Annotated in this window: 17 protein-coding genes and 1 other RNA gene; 12 read left to right on the plus strand and 6 right to left on the minus strand. The window is 41.0% G+C overall.

Annotated features, from left to right (window positions below; translation table 11 throughout):
* Positions 1–133 precede the first annotated feature (133 nt).
* From bamE to H5158_RS20480, 3 genes are all read left to right on the plus strand, one after another.
* Complete coding sequence (bamE, locus tag H5158_RS20470; RefSeq protein WP_145241390.1) at positions 134–496, plus strand: outer membrane protein assembly factor BamE; 363 nt, start codon at positions 134–136, stop codon at positions 494–496.
* 446 nt (positions 497–942) lie between these two features.
* Complete coding sequence (locus H5158_RS20475) at positions 943–1,410, plus strand: nuclear transport factor 2 family protein (RefSeq protein ID WP_145241905.1); 468 nt, start codon at positions 943–945, stop codon at positions 1,408–1,410.
* Between the two features lie 100 nt (positions 1,411–1,510).
* Positions 1,511–1,702, plus strand: a complete 192-nt coding sequence (locus H5158_RS20480) for a DUF3185 family protein (protein ID WP_149983225.1) — start codon at positions 1,511–1,513, stop codon at positions 1,700–1,702.
* Positions 1,703–1,731: 29 nt separating this feature from the next.
* Here the strand turns inward: H5158_RS20480 and H5158_RS20485 are convergent, their stop codons facing one another.
* Complete coding sequence (locus H5158_RS20485; protein WP_182740774.1) at positions 1,732–2,634, minus strand: LysR substrate-binding domain-containing protein; 903 nt, start codon at positions 2,632–2,634, stop codon at positions 1,732–1,734.
* 149 nt (positions 2,635–2,783) lie between these two features.
* Between H5158_RS20485 and H5158_RS20490 the strand changes: the two genes are divergently transcribed.
* A complete protein-coding gene (locus tag H5158_RS20490; RefSeq protein ID WP_182719170.1) occupies positions 2,784–3,707 on the plus strand; it encodes a DMT family transporter in 924 nt (307 codons plus the stop codon).
* A 15-nt stretch (positions 3,708–3,722) separates the two neighbouring features.
* Here H5158_RS20490 and ssrS read toward each other — a convergent pair.
* Positions 3,723–3,906: non-coding RNA, 6S RNA (gene ssrS, locus H5158_RS20495), on the minus strand.
* 194 nt (positions 3,907–4,100) lie between these two features.
* Between ssrS and H5158_RS20500 the strand changes: the two genes are divergently transcribed.
* From H5158_RS20500 to H5158_RS20515, 4 genes are read left to right on the plus strand one after another with little or no spacing between them, the layout of a single operon-like run.
* Positions 4,101–4,664, plus strand: a complete 564-nt coding sequence (locus H5158_RS20500; protein ID WP_145241895.1) for a UPF0149 family protein — start codon at positions 4,101–4,103, stop codon at positions 4,662–4,664.
* Between the two features lie 31 nt (positions 4,665–4,695).
* A complete protein-coding gene (pepP, locus tag H5158_RS20505) occupies positions 4,696–6,027 on the plus strand; it encodes a Xaa-Pro aminopeptidase (RefSeq protein WP_182719171.1) in 1,332 nt (443 codons plus the stop codon).
* Positions 6,028–6,036: 9 nt separating this feature from the next.
* Positions 6,037–7,221 (plus strand): 2-octaprenyl-6-methoxyphenyl hydroxylase, encoded by a 1,185-nt coding sequence (gene ubiH, locus H5158_RS20510; protein ID WP_149983223.1) that lies wholly within the window; start codon positions 6,037–6,039, stop codon positions 7,219–7,221.
* Entirely contained in the window at positions 7,218–8,384 is a 1,167-nt protein-coding gene (locus H5158_RS20515) for an FAD-dependent monooxygenase (protein WP_182719172.1), read from the plus strand. Before ubiH ends, H5158_RS20515 begins: the two co-directional genes overlap by 4 nt.
* Before the next feature lie 273 nt (positions 8,385–8,657).
* On the opposite strand, the gene H5158_RS20520 is transcribed toward H5158_RS20515, so the two are convergent.
* The gene (locus H5158_RS20520) at positions 8,658–10,808 is read right to left on the minus strand and encodes a TonB-dependent receptor domain-containing protein (RefSeq protein WP_182719173.1); all 2,151 of its coding nucleotides are present in this window, start codon (positions 10,806–10,808) and stop codon (positions 8,658–8,660) included.
* Positions 10,809–11,014: 206 nt separating this feature from the next.
* Positions 11,015–11,860, minus strand: a complete 846-nt coding sequence (locus H5158_RS20525) for a LysR family transcriptional regulator (RefSeq protein ID WP_145241866.1) — start codon at positions 11,858–11,860, stop codon at positions 11,015–11,017.
* A gap of 126 nt (positions 11,861–11,986) precedes the next feature.
* Here H5158_RS20525 and H5158_RS20530 point away from each other — a divergent pair, with 126 nt between their 5' ends.
* The 4 genes from H5158_RS20530 to gcvP all read left to right on the plus strand — a co-directional run bounded on the left by H5158_RS20530 (position 11,987) and on the right by gcvP (position 17,369).
* Positions 11,987–12,586, plus strand: a complete 600-nt coding sequence (locus H5158_RS20530; RefSeq protein ID WP_182740775.1) for a hypothetical protein — start codon at positions 11,987–11,989, stop codon at positions 12,584–12,586.
* A gap of 186 nt (positions 12,587–12,772) precedes the next feature.
* Positions 12,773–13,855 carry a glycine cleavage system aminomethyltransferase GcvT gene (gcvT, locus tag H5158_RS20535; RefSeq protein WP_145241861.1) on the plus strand — a complete coding sequence of 361 codons (1,083 nt, stop codon included), beginning with the start codon at positions 12,773–12,775 and terminating at the stop codon, positions 13,853–13,855.
* A gap of 56 nt (positions 13,856–13,911) precedes the next feature.
* Positions 13,912–14,301, plus strand: a complete 390-nt coding sequence (gene gcvH / locus H5158_RS20540) for a glycine cleavage system protein GcvH (protein WP_182740776.1) — start codon at positions 13,912–13,914, stop codon at positions 14,299–14,301.
* Between the two features lie 176 nt (positions 14,302–14,477).
* Complete coding sequence (gcvP, locus tag H5158_RS20545) at positions 14,478–17,369, plus strand: aminomethyl-transferring glycine dehydrogenase (protein ID WP_182740777.1); 2,892 nt, start codon at positions 14,478–14,480, stop codon at positions 17,367–17,369.
* 138 nt (positions 17,370–17,507) lie between these two features.
* Here gcvP and H5158_RS20550 read toward each other — a convergent pair whose 3' ends face one another.
* Together H5158_RS20550 and H5158_RS20555 are read right to left on the minus strand one after the other, a co-directional pair.
* Positions 17,508–18,662 (minus strand): KTSC domain-containing protein, encoded by a 1,155-nt coding sequence (locus H5158_RS20550; protein WP_182740778.1) that lies wholly within the window; start codon positions 18,660–18,662, stop codon positions 17,508–17,510.
* The coding region (locus H5158_RS20555) for a chitodextrinase (protein WP_182740779.1) at positions 18,659–19,291 on the minus strand (633 nt) is incomplete at its 5' end. The genes H5158_RS20555 and H5158_RS20550, both read right to left, overlap by 4 nt.

Consider the following 19,291-nt stretch of genomic DNA (forward strand, 5'->3'; position numbering starts at 1 on the left):
ATACATTTTTACTGATTAATTTTTTATCTTTAATATGTTTCCATTTGGGGTTGATATTTTATTTTTTTTGTTCATAATTAACGCGCTTAATCGCGTTGAAATGGAATTTAAAAGATAATTATTAAGGAATGACATGAAAAAGATATTATTAACAATTGCAATGGCGTTTGTTTTGGCCGCATGTAATAGCACCTCACAAGGCCGTGATTTTGATATGGAAGTTGTAAAAGGCTTCAAAAAAGGCGAAACAACTCAAGAGCAAGTCAAAGAAGCGATTGGCGACCCTATGGGCGTTAATGATATAGGTAATGACGAAGTTGTATGGACATACAGCTACAGCGAAGGTCAAGGCGGTGGTGTAGGCTTTATTCCATACGCAGGCCATGTCGGTGGTTCTCAAAATGAGACAAAGAATGTAACAATCCGTTTTAATGCTAAAGGCATTGTATCAGGTTTATCATTCAATGAATCAGCTGGTAGTTCTTCACACCTATAACTCGTTACTATCTATTTCAACGCATTTCTATTACGGCTGCTTAGCAGTCGTAATACCCCTATTATTTATCCTCTCCCTAAATCAATCACTTTTTTATATTAAATGGTCATTAAGTTTTATATTTATTTTAAAGTAAATTATAGGCTGGTTGTTAGTCTAATGACTTTTTATTTAAATAAGTTATTGAGTGTGTTAATTTTATTATGCATTGAAAGTGCCGGTGAACATTAAAATAATTTAATTAAAAAGGTATGGGTCTTAAGTTGTAGAAGATTCGCTACATGCTTACTGAGATTGTCCAGAACAAGCCAGCCTTTTAGATGATATTTTATAAGAGTATTTTATAAAACCATCCGGCGAAGCGTGATTTATTATAAAAAGACTATACATTTTAGTTTGTTGCTGTTTTGATAGAGTGATAATTAAACACAATGCAAGAGAGCATAATGAAATACGTTACTTTTTTATTGTTAGCTGTTATCGCAACTTTTAACTTACATGCAAAAGACGAAAATAACGAACTAGAAGGACTCGCCCAGCAATATTTTTCCACCATGACGGCAACTCAGGCGCCTAAAGCTAGCAGTAAAGAACTCGAAGCTTTTTTAGCGTTACTCACTGATGATGTTGCTAATCAACACCTACCTTATCAAAGCGATGATTCTCGTTCACCTGACGGTAAGGCCATGATGCGCAAAGGTATGACTTTTTATCTAGGTGCCCACACTGAATATGAAGCAAAGTTACTTGATACTTTCATATTTAATAATACCGCTATTGCGATTCGTTACACGCAACACGCGAAAGGTGTGCACCCGCAAAACAAGCAACTGATTGAATACACCCAAACGTTGATGGATGTTCTAGAAATTGAAAACGGTAAGATTGCGGTGATCCGTAAATACCATGAGTAATTTTTAAATAGCGGTGTGAAGGTTATTTTTAGTTTTTGCTTAAATCAATATCTTAGCGTATTTTTAGAGATTACCTCTGTTAGCTTTAATAGGAATTAAAATGAATAAAGTAATTGGTATTGTGCTGATCTGTATTGGAGCTGCACTGGCTTTTTGGGGTTATGACGTTTATGACTCTGCAAGTGCGCAAATTACGCGAACTTTTAGTGGTGATACACCCATCGAGGCATGGGCTGGAATGGTCGGTGGTGTTGTCTGTATTGTATTAGGTGCACTAAAAGTTAAAAATTAACTTTTAGTAAGCCGTAGGCTGATAAACTTTTATTGATTAGAAAACTGCGATTTTAACCATTTTTTTAATATCAATATAGTGGCTTGTTCACGCTTGCTATGGCTGGTAGCAAAATAAAACTGTTGATGTGGGTTTAATACCGGCTCACCTATTTGCACCAGCATACCCTGTTGAATATCATCTTTTACAAATTGTTTATGGGTGACCAAAACACCTAATTGGCGCATTGCCGCTTGCGTTGCTTGTACTGAAATATTAAAAGTGAGATTTTTATGTTGTTTCGGTATTGCTAATTGATGGGCGTTACACCATACGTGCCAATCGTTATCGCGGCGTGGGTTTATGGCAAAAATAGCCGGGAAACGAGTAAGTAGCTCTTTGAGAGTTTGGCAATCTGTGGGCAAGGTTTTTATTAATTCAGGACTACATACTAAAATAAGCTCATCATCAGCCAGTTTTTCGCAGTGATATTGCGCCCAATCTTGTTGTTTACCATGCACCAAAGCGACATCCACGCCATGTTGCTCTAAGTTAAACTCTCCGACTAAATTAGATAAACGCACATCTAACTCTGGCGCGTAAGCTTGTAGTTCCGCTACTCGTGGGATCCACCAATGCAATGCCATCGAGTTCACCATATTTAAAGTTAAGTGCGCGCAGAGCTGACTCGCAGAGATCTCAAAACTTGCAGCTATAATCTCATTTAGAGCTGGCTGTACTCGCAGGTAATAGCGTTTACCCGTGCTATTTAGCTCAACGCGTCGGCCGATACGAGTAAATAATTGAGTGTTTAGTTGCGATTCAAGAGACTTAATTGCTTGGCTTATTGCAGAATGACTAATATTTAATTGCTCAGCAGCGAGGACCATACTTCCAGTTTCTGCGACTGCAATAAAACTATGAAGCGATTTTAAAGGAATAGAGTTAGCCATAGTTTCTCTTTGTTAAGTTTTACTTACAGGTTTGTGCATAATTACTCGCTTTTTCATTCTACCTATTTACGCTAATTTAGCGCCTCAGATTAATGTTAAGCTTATTATTCTCAATGTGAAACGTATTTCTCGTTGAGAAAGGAGTTGTTATGGCTGCTTTATTACGACCCAGTATGTTTATGCTGTTATCCACATTTACTTTAGCGTTGAATAGTTTATTTTCAAAACTTTTAACTGAGTATTTTAGTGATGCAATATTAGTGATGTTGCGTTTATTACTTCCTGCGTTAGTTATGTTGTTTATTGCTGCATGCAGCCGCTGGGTGATGCCAAATCAAGCAGCTTGGGGTGCATTTATCTTACGTGCCATTTTTATTGCCAGTTGCCAAGGTTGTTTTATGTTGGCCTTAAGTCGCTTAACGTTAATTGAGGCCGTGGTATTATTTAGTACTGGGCCGTTATTTATTCCGCTACTTGAGCGCTATTTTTATAAAACCAAAATCAGTCGAATGGTTTTACCTACCTTAATATTAATGGGCATTGGCGTGGTGATGCAAAACTTAACCGTACAAGGGATAACGTGGCGCTGGGAATTATTAATAGGTTTAGCGGCTGGTTTTTTTAATGGTTGCTCGCAAGTTGCTTTATTTAGAGCCAGTAAAATAAATTTACCTATCTTGGTAATAAACGGGTGCTGTTTTGCAATTGCAGCATTGTTTGTTTTACCTGTGATGGTTATTTTTACCAGCCAAGTTGAGTATCAACAAAGTATAATAATGATAGTCAATTTCGAGCAGGGGATCTTATTGTTATTATTGTTTTTAGGACTTTCAACTGCTGCAACTCAGTTTTTTCGTTCCAAAGCATATAGATTAGTTGATTCAAACTCACAGCTGGCGCCTTTAATTTATACTAACTTAATCTTTGCGGTGTCATTCCAGTTTTTATTTTTTAGTACCGTAATGAGTTTGATGCAAATTCTGGGTACGAGCTTAATTGCATTTGCGACGCTATTAAATACATTTGGCTCATATTATTATCAATGGTTTAAAGCACAACAGCAGATAGTATAAAGGAAGGTAAGAAAGGTGTTCCCCAAGTATGCGGCACTCGGTGTCAGTCCTGAAACCATAAGGTCTCAGGGCGGGAATCTGCGGTTTGCCGTAGGCTTCTCGGTACATGCCGAGCTTGCACAATAGCAGACGAACAGAAACCCTAACATAAAATTTATCGGCTCAGGGACTTAACCAAGCTCCAACACCCTAGGGAACAAATTCAGTATATAAGACATAAGCCAATCCTTACACCCCAAATTCAAAATAATTATACTGTTCGGGTAATTTTCCAGCACTGGTAACTGGCTATTTACTTTTCGGATTGCTTTTTGACCTCAATCATACTTTTCATTGGAGTTGCTATTTATCGAGTGGTAGCATTGACTTAATTAGCCAAGCGAAGATCTCAGCATGAACGAATTACCAGATTACCAACAAGCCCAATTACTATTGGAAAAAAACGAAATATTTGTCACTCCTTCAGAAGCACACGGCGTGATCAGTGGATTATTAGCCTGCGGCTTGAGTATTGAAGCCAAAGAATACTTAGGCTTATTAAGCGATGTGTTTAATGATGGCCAAGCATTTAGCCATGATCTGAAAGAATTTTTTGCCATTATTTATAAGCAAGTTGTAGAAAGTTTTAACAACGAAGAGTTTCAATTTGATTTATTTTTACCAAGTGATGACGAAACCTTAGTAGATCAAGCGAATGGTTTAGTGTCATGGGTCGCTGGATTTATGCTTGGTTTTGGCTTAAAACAAAAAGACTATGGCAAGTTATCAGCTGATGTAAAAGAAGTGATCAGTGATTTTAGTGAAATTACGCGTTTAGATACCATGTTTGATGAAACCGAAGAAGACAGCCAAGCATTGCACGAAGTAATTGAATATGTGCGAGTTTCTGCGCTGTTGTGTTTTGCTGAACTTGGTCAAGAGCAAGCGCCAAAAAGCACTAAAAAAACACTTCACTAAGTTAAAATTAACAGTATAAACAGGGTTTATAATGCCAACAGTTAAAATAGAAAAAGCAGAGTTTAAAGCACGCAGAGATCGTTTACTTGCCATGATGGAACCAAACAGTGTGGCTATCATTCCAGCGGCAAGTGAAGTAACCCGCAGCCGTGATACTGAATATGCGTTTCGCCAAGATAGCGACTTCTTCTACCTAACTGGCTTTAATGAACCCGATGCAGTGTTAGTGCTTTGCCCAAGCAGCGATACACCGAGTACGCTGTTTTGTTTGAACAAAGATAAGCTGGCGGAAATTTGGCATGGTCGTCGTATTGGTTTTGAAAAAGCTAAAAAAGATTATTTATTCGACCAAACATGTGCACTGAGTGAACTAACTGAACAATTATTGAATTTGGTGAACGGCCAGCAGATTTTATTTTATGCACAAGGTACTTATCCACAGTTTGACGATAAAGTGTGGGCGTTATTAAAGACGCTGCGTGGCGCGCCTAAAAAAGGTTATAAAGCGCCACATACGATTAAAGATATTCGTGGTTTAGTGCACGAAATGCGTTTATTTAAATCACCTGCTGAGGTGAATATTATGCGCCAAGCGTGTGAAATAAGTGCCCAAGGACATATTCGTGCTATGCAGTTTGCAAAGCCAGGCGCTACCGAATATCAGCTAGAAGCCGAGCTTCATCATCATTACGCTATGCATGGTGCGCGTCATCCCGCCTATGGCACCATTGTCGGCGGTGGCGATAACGCCAATATATTGCATTACACTGCTAACAGTGATGTGCTGACCGACGGTGATTTAGTGCTGATTGATTCTGGCGCTGAACTGCAAGGTTACGCGGCAGATATTACGCGTACTTTCCCTATTAATGGGCAATTTAGTCAACCTCAAGCTGAGCTTTATAACATTGTTCTAGCGGCGCAAGCAGCAGCGTTTACTGAAGTAAAGCCCGGTGGTAGCTTATCAAAGGCTAATAAATTAGCGATGACAGTGCTCACCCAAGGCTTAGTTGATTTAGGTATTTTGCAAGGTGAGTTACAAGAGTTACTTGATAACCAAGCATGTAAAGCATTTTATATGCACGGCCTTGGTCATTGGCTTGGCCTTGATGTGCATGATGTAGGCGACTATAAAAAAGACGAAAAAGAACGCCCATTTGAAGCTGGTATGGTACTCACTATTGAACCTGGCTTGTATGTTAGCCTAGATGCGCAAGCACCTGAGCAATATAAGGGCATTGGTATTCGTATTGAAGATAACCTGTTAGTGACCGAGCAAGGCCACGAAAATCTTACTTTGAGTGTGCCAAAAAGTATCAGCGAGATTGAAGCGTTAATGCAAAAGCAAGCAATTAACCGCTAGGAGCATAACGTGGCAGAGCAGTTTGATGTTGTTATTATCGGTGGTGGCTTAGCGGGTGCCAGTTGTGCGCTGAGTCTTGCGAAACATGCGCCGCAATTAACGATTGCGGTGGTTGAAGCAAATCAACCAAGCACTGAACACCATCCTAGTTTTGACGACCGAAGTATCGCCTTAGCACAACAATCGGTGCAATTTTTACAGACCATTAATGCCTTTGATATTGATGCCTCATTTGCTGCGGCAATTAAAAAAGTGACCGTGTCGGATCGCGGTCACTTTGGTAAAACGCAGATCGATTGTGCGCAATTTTCGCAGTCAGCTCTAGGTTATGTTGTTGAGGTAAATCCGTTTGGTCGTGCTTTACATCAACAACTTGCAGCTACCCAAGTGGTCATGTATTGCCCTGACAGTGTTGCAGATATTACCTATCAGCATGATTTTGCAAGTATTACTTTGCAGTCTGGTGCTCAACTTAATGGCCAATTAGTGGTGATTGCCGACGGTGCGCAATCGGCTACTCGCCAGCTGGCAAAGATCAATTTTACTCCTGAGCCTTATTCACAAGGGGCGATCATTGCCAATATTGAAGTGGCAGGTGGTCATCATAACCATGCTTTTGAGCGCTTTACTGAGCATGGACCAATGGCATTACTCCCGATGAGTAATAACCGTTACTCGTTAGTATGGTGTATGGATAAAGCCGATATTGACGCGCATATGCAGCTTGACGACAGCGCTTTTGTAAGTGCTTTGCAAACTGCATTTGGTTATCGTGGCGGGCAATTTACTAAAGTCGGCATGCGTGCAAACTATCCACTGGTGTATGGCCGTGCTGAGTCATTAAGTGCTCACCGTACGGTACTAATTGGCAATGCAGGGCATGCGATTCATCCTATTGCAGGGCAGGGCTTTAATTTAGGCCTGCGCGATGTGCAACTTCTATGTGAATTAGTAAAGAGCGAATTGGCAATTGGCAGTTACCTATTTACCCGTGAATATGCCAAACAACGTAACCAAGATATAACCACTGTAATGACGTTAACAGATTCTTTAGTGCGGTTATTTTCAAACTCATCACGAATACTCGCATTTGGTCGCAGCTGTGGTCTATTCGCCATGGATTTGTGTTCTTCTTTAAAAACACCTTTAGCTAAGCAATTAATGGGTCAGGTTAAACAAGGTAAACGACTATGAAACAGACACAAGTATGTGTTGTGGGGGGCGGCTGTGTTGGCTTAACCCTCGCGCTGGGGCTTGTTAAAGCCAATATCAGTGTAGTAGTAATTGATGCGGCAGCAAAACAAGTATTGCCAGGCGATGAATACGCTTTGCGCGTAAGTGCACTGAGCCTTGCCAGCCAACACTTGTTTGAATCTTTGCAAGTGTGGCCTGAGATCATTGCTCAAAGAGCACGCGCCTATACCCATATGGATGTGCGCGACCAAGATAGCTTTGGCAAAATTGCTTTTAACAGCGATGAACTGGACCTTCCTCATTTAGGTCATATTGTTGAAAACGACATCATTCGTTATGCACTGATCAATGAATTAGAACAATACAGCCAAGCAACGCTTATGTTTGATACACGCTATCAACAAATACACCAAAGTGACAATGACGTCTTTATAACCTTAGACTCTGGTGAGCCAGTTATAGCCAAGTTATTAGTGGCAGCCGATGGCGCAAATTCAGCGATTCGGAAACAGTTTAATTTGCCCATTACGTTTAAAGATTATGATCATAACGCCATCGTTGCGACGGTAAGAACCACTGAGCCACATAATAATACTGCGCGCCAAGTATTTTTACCTACTGGACCACTGGCGTTTTTACCGCTGCCAGATGCCAATACGCACTCAATTGTATGGTCAACCAGTCCTGCGCATTGCCAAACGTTACTAGCCATGGATGATAGCGATTTTAATAAAGCAGTTATGGCAGCCCTTGATGGCCAATGCGGTTTATGTGAGGTACAAAGTGCGCGCACAGCGTTCCCTTTGAAAATGCGTTACGCGCAGCAATGGGTGACAGGTAAAGTGGTATTAATGGGCGATGCCGCACATACCATTCATCCGTTAGCAGGACTTGGTATGAACTTAGGCCTTAAAGATGCCGCTTACCTTATTGAGCTTTTAACTGCTGACAATAAAGAGTTTGCCAGTAATCGACTATTGCGTGATTACGAGCGTACCCGCAAGCTTGATGCACAAAAGCATATTGCCATGATGCAAGGCTTAAAAGAATTATTTGCAGGCGCTAACCCACTTAAAAAACTGGTACGTGGTGTGGGTTTAAGCTTGGTTGATAACTTAGGCCCAATTAAGCACCTGTTTGCCAAGCAAGCGATAGGGAAGTAGCAGAGTTAGTGAGATAGATGTTAGGCTAGCTAAGTGATGAGTAGTGTGATTTTATACCGCGCTTTTTTATGCCTTAAATTTGATAAAATAATCCAGATAAGCTCGGTGTCTACCTGTTAGCTGGGTTTTAGCCCAAAGGTGCTGAGGTTTGCGATTTTATATCAGTTCAATTTACGCACTACTTTCGTGATAAATCACGATCTACAAAAAAGCAGTACTTTGACTTAACAAGCACTGCTTTTATAATTTTTAGCCTTTACCTTTAGCGTTTACTTAAAACGCGTAGCTGTAACCCATTTGGATTGTGCGTGGTTTACCTGGTTGAATACCACCGTTTGCGCGGTTAGCGATGTAAGTGTTATCAAACAAGTTATCAACCGTTAGATATACTTTTTGCTTGTCATCAATTAAATATTTAGCGGCTAAATCCCACACAACACGGCTGTCGATTGCATTCAAGCCGTCAGCACTTAAATCAGCATGTGCGTCAGATACATAACGCACTTGCGTATCAAATGCAAAGCTTGAAAGCACGGCACCAAATGAAAGAGCGATTTGATTCTCTGGAACGTAAGGCATTGCATCGCCTTTATTTACTTGGCCCCAGATATCTGATGCAAAATCATTTTTAAACTGTGAATCCGTATAAGTGTAAGTTAAGCGTACAGGGAATGTTGCGCTATTAGTTTCGAAAATACGACCTGCAGAGAACTCAAAGCCCGATACTTCTACTTCGCCGTAGTTGTATTGGTCGCCAATGTTTTCATCACTACAGCCTACAGATGCAGTACAATTTCCATGCATATTGCTGTAATCAGAGAAGAATGCAATGATTTCACCATTAAAACCAGCAACGTTATAACGGCCACCAAACTCAATGTTTACGCTTTCCTCTTCTTCTTGGTCTGCATTACCTGGTGCAGCAGGAGCGTAACCTTGCTGAATACCTGCAAGTAGCGTTAGGCTGTCGCTTACGGTGTAAGTTGCCCCCAGTGATGGCACTAAGATTTGTGTATCGTTTGAAACGTCTTTAGTTAAGCCATTTTCACGTTTAGGATCAGACTTTGACCACTCTACGCGGGTAATTGTGATGTCTTCATAACGAAGGCCTGCATTAATCACTAATGCATCGATTGACCACTGGTCTTGAATGAATAACGTTGTTGCTTTTGCACTATCTACACGATTGCTGTCAGAACCCGGAACGCCCTGAGACGTTAAGGTCATACTTAAATCTTGATTAAGTGTGTATTTGTCTTCCCACTGAAAACGATCCATTTCGTCTTCGTGGTAGCGCACGCCAACAGTCACATAGTGATCGCCCGCAGGAATGTGCAACTCTGATTGCACACCTTTGGCTTGGTAGTCGCGGTTATTTGCTTTAATACCAATGCCTTCAATACCTTCAGCTGTTGGTGCCGCTTCAAATTCACTGTACTGTGCTAAATAGCTTTCACTTACTTTGCTCGCTTTGTACCAATTACGATGAAAATCATTGAGGTAAGCTGTCGCTAATAACTCATAACCATCACCAAAACGATAAGCATAGTTTAATTGGTATGCATTATGTTGCGTGTTCATTTGGTCTTTTTGTGATGCGGCATAACGACGGTTTGGTGACGCTTTATAATCTTCTTCTGTTAAACCCATGTAAGTTTCATCAGATTGTTCATCAGAGTACTTAATTTTCATCTCTAGGTTATGCGCGTTGTTTTCACCAAACTTATAACCAAATTTAAGTAAAAAATCTGTTTTTTCAAAGCCTGTGTTGTCGCTACCTACAGGTAATTCTTTAAAGCCATCTGCACCATAGCTGAAAACTTCAATAAGGCCAGCTGCGTTGTTTTTTTCTTTACCGAAGTAAGCATGGCCCTTATAAAAACCATCGCTACCGAGTTCGGCGTTTACTAAACCCGTTGAACCTTCGGTCGGTAAGCTGCGCGAAAGTAAGTTTAAAACACCACCGGTTGTACGCGGACCATACTTAACAGAGGCTGCGCCTTTTAATACTTCAATCGACTCCATACGGCCCATAGTAGGGAAGTAGTAAGCCGATGGCGCTGAGTAAGGTGCGGGTGCTACGAGAACACCATCTTCCATTACTGATATTTTATCGTTACGGCCAGTACCTGTGCCACGCATACCAATGTTAGGGCGCAGGCCATAACCATCTTCTTCTTGCACATAAACACCTGGTACAGATGCTAAAACACGAGAAATATCGGTAAATTCGAATTTTTGTAATTGTTCGTCTGAGATAAATGTAGCAGAGCCCGGAATATCGTTAATAGCAGCTTGCGAGCCAATAACGGTAATTTGCTCAAAGTTCTTTTTTTTATTTGTTGCATCATTTGCAACGGCATTAGCGCTTAATGATAAAGCAATAGCCATCGAAAGTGTTGAAACAATAAGCTTAGGAGGCATTATAGATCCTGTATGTGTCTAATTTTAACTGGCGCAATTTAAACATGTAAAATAATACGAATCAATCCTATTTGTAACAATTCCGATCGTTAAGTAAGTTTTTGAATATAAATATGAAAACATATTGTTGTTAATATTGTATTACTATATTCGTTGCGATAATCTAAATTATCAAAAGGTAACTAAAGGCGGCTTTTTGTTAGCTATTAAGTCAAGCGTAATGCAATAAACTCGGCAAGTTTATCTACCGCATGCTCGGCTTGTTCTGCATGCTTTGTTAAGCTAATACCTATTTTACCTAGGCTCGGTAAAATAGCGGTGTTTAACTCATAGTTAAGTTCATTAGGCACTGTGCTTCTAGCCAAAACGGTGATCCCTAATCCTTCTTTTAAAGCCGCAGTAAGGCCTGTTAAATCAGCGTTACTATAACTTATGCGGTACTTAATACCTGCAAGTTGCAATGCCTCGATGGCGCGGCGTCGATAAATACAACCTTCCGGTGCAGTCACAAGCGTAACAACGTCATTTTGTGCTATTGATAAATCACCAACCCAGACCAGTTGGTCTTGCATAAAAACAGGGAACTTTTCAGAGTTTAAATCTTCATTTAACGCCAGTACTAAATCAAACTGGTCTTCTCGTGAAACCGACAATAAATGCTTACTTAAACGCGATTTAACCTCTAACGATACTTCAGGGTAAAGTGCCACAAAGTCACCGATAATAGCGGGTAAGATCCGAGCGGCAAATTCGCTGGGTATTCCCAACCTCACCTTACCGGTCACATTCTCTTTAGTAAATAATTGCAAAATGGTGTCGTTTTGCAGCAGCATTTGCTTTGCCATCGGCAGCAGCAGTTCACCGTATTGATTGAGTACTTGGCGCTGGCCTTGTTTTTTAAATAGCTTATGCCCGAGCATTTCTTCTAACCGCTTTATTTGTAAACTTACAGCGGGTTGCGATAAGCCAAGTAAATCACCTGCTTTAGCAAAACCTGCTACTTCAACCACAGTAACTAACGTGCGTAAGCTGTCTGTTGAGATATTTTTCATATTAAAAATTACAATTTATGGGGGTAGATTGATAAGTATTATTTATCAATTGATTAATAATTACAATTTGTTGTTGCTAGACTTGCACAATATACTTTTGCCATTAAAGATTGATAGGTGTCGATAATGACTTTTAGCCCGATAATGTTTGCTCGTCATAGCCAGATTGAAGCAGCTGATAGCAATATGCTGCAGTTCAATACAAACACCGTGGTGATCGATTTTAGCGGCACTGAAGCAATCCCGTTTTTAACCACTATATTAGGGTTAGATTTAAACAAACTAACCGCCAGTGGTTTAGGTGTGAAAGGCACCTTAGATGGTGACCTAAACAGCAATTATAGCTTTGCGTTATATTACTTTAGTGCAACAGCGTTTAGATTTGTGTTGCACACAGATGCAGCGGCTCAATTACAAGCACTGATCAGTGAACAGCAACTGCGCTACGATATTGAGTTTGTTACCCGCACTGATTTAGCGACCTTAACTTTATCTGGTGAGCAGGCATTTGACGCGTTAGTCGAAGCATTTAAACTCACCCCTGGACTGCGCTTGTCAGACGCCAACAGCTGCTACGGTGCGCAAAGTGGTGAGGTATTTATTACCGCTATTGATAAACAATCAATACAGTATTTTCAGCTGGTGGCCAAAGCGCCTGAGCTGACTAAATGGCAAACATATTTACAGCAACGCGGTTTTGATATGTCACTACCAGACGTTGCTTAAACATAAATTGATAAGCTGGCTAGCGTATTTTTTAGTTGCCAGCTTTTGTAATTTATTTGTTAGAACAAATCGCAATTTGGGTGTTAGGTGCATTACAACTTATGTATAATCGCCGCCCATGTTATTCCCCCTCATTAAATTGAGGCCACGCCCAATCTTGGGTTAATTATAAAGTGAAGGAATATTATGACTTCTAAAACAGTTTTACATGCAAAGCACCTAGAATCAAAAGCAAAAATGGTTGATTTTCATGGCTGGGAAATGCCAATCAACTATGGTTCGCAAATCGAAGAGCACAACGCAGTGCGCACCGATGCAGGCATGTTTGACGTTTCACACATGACTATTGTTGATGTCAAAGGCGAGCAAGCACAAGCATTCCTTCGTAAACTAGTCGCTAACGATGTTGCTAAATTAACCGTTCCTGGTAAAGCGCTTTACACTGGCATGCTGAATGAGCAAGGTGGCGTAATTGACGACCTTATCATTTACTTCTTCTCAAATACTGATTATCGCTTAGTGGTTAATTCTGCAACTCGTGAAAAAGATTTAGCGCACATGGCTAAAGTTTCAGCTGATTTTGCCGTTGCAGTAACAGAGCGCCCAGAGTTTGCCATGATTGCAGTACAAGGCCCTAATGCTAAAGCAAAAACTGCCACTATCTTAACGGCTGATCAACAAGCAGCTGTTGCAGATATGAAGCCGTTTTTTGGTGTGCAAACTGGTGATTTATTTATTGCTACAACAGGCTATACTGGCGAAGACGGTTACGAAATTGTTGTACCGAACGAGCAAGCTGCGGATCTTTGGCAACAACTGCTAGATGCTGGTGTTGCGCCTGCGGGCCTTGGTGCACGTGACACACTACGTTTAGAAGCGGGTATGAACCTTTACGGCCTAGATATGGACGAGAGCGTATCACCACTTGCTGCTAACATGGCGTGGACCATTGCATGGGAACCTGAAGATCGTGACTTTATCGGTCGTGACGTACTAGTACAGCAACGCGCTGACAAAAGCACTGATAAACTTGTTGGCCTAGTGCTGGAAGAAAAAGGCGTATTGCGTAGTGGTTCTAAAGTAATTGTTGATGGTGGCGAAGGGGTCATTACCTCTGGTACTTTCTCACCTACACTTGGTTTTAGTGTTGCCCTTGCACGTGTACCACGTTCAACTGGCGAAACTGCTCAAGTAGAAATGCGTAAAAAATTAGTTAACGTAAAAGTAGTTAAACCAAGCTTTGTACGTAACGGTAAGTCTGTACTTTAAAGTATCAATTAAAAGATTTGGTGTTATCACCCAATATAAACCAAAGGAAGAATAAAATGAGCAATATCCCTAGCGAGTTAAAGTATGCCTCTTCACACGAGTGGGTTCGCAACGAAGGTGACGGTACTTTCACTGTAGGTATCTCTGAGCACGCACAAGAACTACTTGGCGACATGGTATTTGTTGAATTACCAGAAGTTGGTGACGAAGTACTTGCAGGCGAAGATTGTGCAGTAGCAGAGTCAGTAAAAGCGGCATCAGACATCTATGCACCAATCAGCGGTGAAATCGTTGCAATCAACGAAGACCTTGAAGATGCACCTGAAACAGTTAACAACGACGCTTACGGCGACGGTTGGTTATTCCGCATTAAAGCATCTGACGAGTCTGAGCTAGAAAACTTGCTTGACGCTGAAGGCTATGCAAACACCATCGACGAAGACTAATAATTAGTTTATCGCCGTACTAAAAGCCCCATTATACCTAACATAATTGGGGCTTTTATGATTTTACTGCTTACTTTTCCATACACTGTAAGTTATTAAATCAAAAGCTTTTAAGTTATTACTGGTCACCCATTAGTAATAACCATTTATTTTTTGGATCATAGGAATCTGGACAAATGTCAAACGCCAAATCTCTTGAACAATTAGAGCAAACGCAAGATTTTATTCGCCGTCATATTGGGCCAAGCCCAGCACAAGTAAGCGATATGCTAAGTGCTCTTGGAGTATCGAGTGTTGAAGAGCTGATCGGTCAAACTGTACCTGCAAGCATCCGCTTAGAGCAAGGCCTAACAGTGGGTGAAAGCCGCACTGAAGTTGAAACACTAAGCTACTTAAAATCAGTAGCAAGCAAAAATAAAGTATTCAAATCTTACATCGGTCAAGGCTACCACCCAACTCACGTACCACACGTAATATTACGTAACGTACTTGAGAACCCAGGCTGGTACACAGCGTACACTCCATACCAACCAGAGATTGCTCAAGGGCGTTTAGAGTCATTACTTAATTTCCAAACTATGACCTTAGACCTTACCGGTCTTGATTTAGCAAGTGCATCATTACTTGATGAATCAACTGCGGCTGCCGAGGCCATGGGCCTTGCAAAGCGCGTATCTAAAGCTAAAAAAGCCAACATCTTCTTCATCGCTGATGACGTACATACCCAAACTATCGACGTAGTGACAACACGCGCCGAGCAGTTTGGTTTTGAAGTTGTGGTAGGTCCTGCTGCTGATGCTGTAAATCACGAAATTTTTGGTGCGTTATTCCAATACCCGTCAACATCAGGTGAAGTAGTCGATATCACAGATTTAATCGCTGGCGTACAAAGCAAAAAAGCGATTGCCTGTGTTGCTGCTGACATCATGAGCTTATTATTATTAAAAGCACCAGGTAAACTTGGCGCAGACGTAGTACTTGGTTCTGCCCAGCGTTTTGGTGTACCAATGGGTTACGGCGGTCCACACGCTGCATTTTTCGCAACACGTGATGCATACAAACGTTCATTACCAGGTCGTATCATTGGTGTGTCTAAAGACCGTTTAGGTAACGATGCACTACGTATGGCAATGCAAACCCGCGAGCAACACATTCGCCGCGACAAAGCCAACTCAAACATTTGTACAGCGCAAGTATTACTCGCTAACATGGCTGCGTTTTATGCGGTGTACCATGGCCCACAAGGCTTAAAAACTATTGCACAGCGTATTCATCGTTTTGCTGATATTTTAGCCGCAGGCCTTAAAGCTAAAGGTGTAAACCTTAAGCACAGCACCTGGTTTGATACCCTAACAGTTGTTAGCGATAACAAAGACGATGTAACAGCGCGTGCTGTAGCAAACGGCGTAAACTTTGCTACTAACCATGATGGCGAATACTCAATCTCAGTGTCTGAGACCACAACGCGCGCAGACGTAGCACAGTTGTTCGATATTATTCTTGGCGAAGACCACGGCTTAAGTGTTGATGCAATCGCAGCAGACATCGAAGCAAACGGTAGCGATTCAATCCCTGCAAACCTTGAACGCGATGATGAAATCTTAACGCACCCTAACTTCAATTCGTATCACAGCGAAACTGAAATGCTGCGTTATATCAAACGTCTTGAAAACAAAGATTTAGCACTTAATCACTCAATGATCTCGTTAGGTTCATGTACTATGAAACTAAACGCGACCGCTGAGATGATCCCAATTACTTGGCCTGAGTTTGCTAATCTTCACCCATTCTGCCCGCTAGACCAAGCAGAAGGTTACCAAATCATGATGGGCGAACTACATGATTGGTTAGTTAACATCACCGGTTACGATGCCGTTTCATTACAGCCAAACTCTGGTGCACAAGGTGAATACGCAGGCTTAATCGCGATTCGCAAATACCACGAGTCACGTGGCGATGCACACCGTAACATTTGTTTGATCCCAAGTTCAGCGCACGGTACTAACCCTGCATCTGCACAAATGGCAAGCATGAAAATTGTGGTTGTTGATTGCGATAAAAACGGTAACGTTGATATGGCTGATCTTAAAGCGAAAGCAGAAGAAGTATCAGAAAACCTATCATGTATCATGATCACATACCCGTCTACGCACGGTGTATACGAAGAAACAATTCGTGAAATTTGTGACATCATTCATCAACATGGCGGCCAAGTTTACATGGACGGCGCGAACATGAATGCACAAGTAGGTGTAACAAGCCCAGGCTTTATCGGTTCAGACGTATCGCACTTAAACTTGCATAAAACGTTCTGTATCCCACATGGCGGCGGTGGCCCAGGTGTTGGCCCAATCGGTGTTAAATCACACCTTGCACCATTTATGCCTAACCACAGCGTAATTAACGTACCTGGTACGAGTATCGGCAACGGAGCAGTATCAGCAGCGCCATACGGCTCAGCAGCTATTTTACCTATCTCATGGGCTTACATCACCATGATGGGTAGCGAAGGCCTTAAACAAGCCACTGAAATGGCGATTGTGAATGCTAACTACTTAACTCACGAGTTAAGCCAGCACTTCCCAATTTTATACCGTGGTCGCAACAACCGTGTTGCTCACGAATGTATTGTTGACTTACGCCCACTTAAAGAGCTTTCGGGCATCACTGAAATGGATGTTGCTAAGCGCTTACAAGATTACGGCTTCCATTCACCAACTATGTCGTTCCCAGTAGCGGGCACCTTGATGATTGAGCCTACTGAGTCTGAGTCTAAAGTTGAGATCGACCGTTTCATCGAAGCGATGGTGTCAATCAAAGGCGAAATCGACAAAGTGATCTCTGGCGAATGGTCTATCGAAAACAACCCGCTTGTGTTTGCACCGCATACACAAGGCGACGTACTTGGTAACGAATGGGACCGCGCGTACGACCGCTTCTACGCTGCATTCCCAGTACCAGCAGTGGCTAAAAACAAATTCTGGCCTACAGTAACGCGCATCGATGACGTATACGGCGACCGTAACCTAGTGTGTTCATGCCCAGCGGTAGAGACATACAGAGACTAATAATTTTATTGATAAAAGTCATTATAGTTTGGGAATGAAATTATAGATTGGGAATCCAATCTCTATTCCCAAACAATAATTATTAAAAAGGGTGAGCTGAAGTGGCTCACCTTTTTTTATTTCTAGTCCAATGTTTAGTTATTTTTCAACTTTTGCAACTGGTTCAAGTGACGTCATTTTTAGATAAGTCATACTTTCAATATCTAACTTATCAAAAGGGTATTGGCCTCGAATATTATCATTAAAAACCTTCCCCATTGATGTTGAGTAATACAACTCATCCCATACTAAAATAGGTATATTGTAATAACGATAAACACTTCCTGATTCAAATTTGAGATCAAGAATTTTATTAATCGTTGAATAGCCGATGTGTGAAAAAGCATCTGAATTTACAGGGTGTTGTTCAAATAAGGGGAAAGGAGTTTGGTTTAAAATAGAAGCTTCAATTTTAGCACTTATTGCATTTGCAACTGCATTATTTCTTAGGTATGCAGCAATTAACCCATGACCAGTTGAGTCAAATAAAGACTCAGCAGAATAGTTTGAAGGTAAACTACCAAATAAAATCCTTACGGCTCGTATGACCCAGTCTTCGTCAAGTGTAAGGTGTGAAATGATCTCTTTATATTCCTCCCCCAAACTTCCTCCTATTGAACTTGTTGGTGTTGCTATTGCGGCTAGGCTAACCAGTGGATAATCGGAAGCAAGATACCCGTCGCTATATTGATAAGTAGATATGGTTTCCTCAAAAAGAGCATTGGTGTAAAAGTTACCTTGCGAGTGACCAATAAGAATAATACGGTTGCAAGAATGCATCTGAAATTGAAGTCTTTGAAATGCATTTTTATAGTCTGTCTCGTCAATAATAGAGTAATTTACTTCAGTAAATACATCCTGTAAAACAGACTCAATTTGAGCGATATCTATATCTGATAGTGAGCTAACAGTGCCTCCAATTATTGCAGTTATTATACGATACTCAGGTGAAAATACGGGCAAGTCACTATACTTTTGCTGTGCGACTTCATATATTTGCATAAATATAGCTTCACTTTTATTATGACTTCCCGCAGGAAGTGCTCCTTTTTTAAATTCTGGTAGATAAGAATCTTGAAAGTAACTTAATTCATTTAAATTAGCTTTGTATTGCTTGATATTAGTCCGCATACCATTTACATAGAAAATGCGTACATTATCAATGTTTTTAGAGCAGTACCGATCTAGTGCTTGATAATTACCATAAGTAAAAATTGGAAATATAAGTAAGAACAAAATATATGTAGCTTTCATTTTATGTCCTTCTTAAGTATTTTGCAGTCTCTATCAGCGCCGTAATGAAAGTCGTCATCCCAAGCAATATAGTCACTAATTTTATTTTGGCTTTTTCGGTTCGCGTAAGCTCTATCTATCGTATTAAAGTATAAAACTTCGGGTTCTCTAAAGTGTGGGTGTGAATTTTGTAAATATCGAACACAGTAGCTTATGTTAATCATATCCAAAATAATCTGCTTACCGATCTCAGTATCTAAATTTGGTATACGGCCCTGCTCTATATCAATAACCAGTTGTAATGTTGAAGCGGCACCTAAACTAAAGGTGATGAGCTGTGGAGAATCAAACTTTTCATACACATGGCGCTCATAATCGTCGCGGATACCGTTGTCATTTTGATCAACACCGTCCAGCGTTTTATAGTCGTCAGGGTGTTCAGGTGGTAAATCTGGGGTTTGGTAAAATAAATCTTTAATTTTTTGCCAACTACTGTGGGGGGCGGGTTCGTTATTCTCATTCCAGTAGCGGGCAAGGTAGTAGTCGGCTCCGTGTTTTACAAGGTTGCCACCTTGATACACTTTGTTTGCTTGCCATTTTTCTATCACAGTATTTTGCAGCCAAATCCAACCATCCCAATGGGGTTGGTT

This window comes from Pseudoalteromonas sp. SR45-6, from assembly GCF_014163545.1.
GTDB classification, from domain to species: Bacteria; Pseudomonadota; Gammaproteobacteria; order Enterobacterales; family Alteromonadaceae; genus Pseudoalteromonas; species Pseudoalteromonas rhizosphaerae.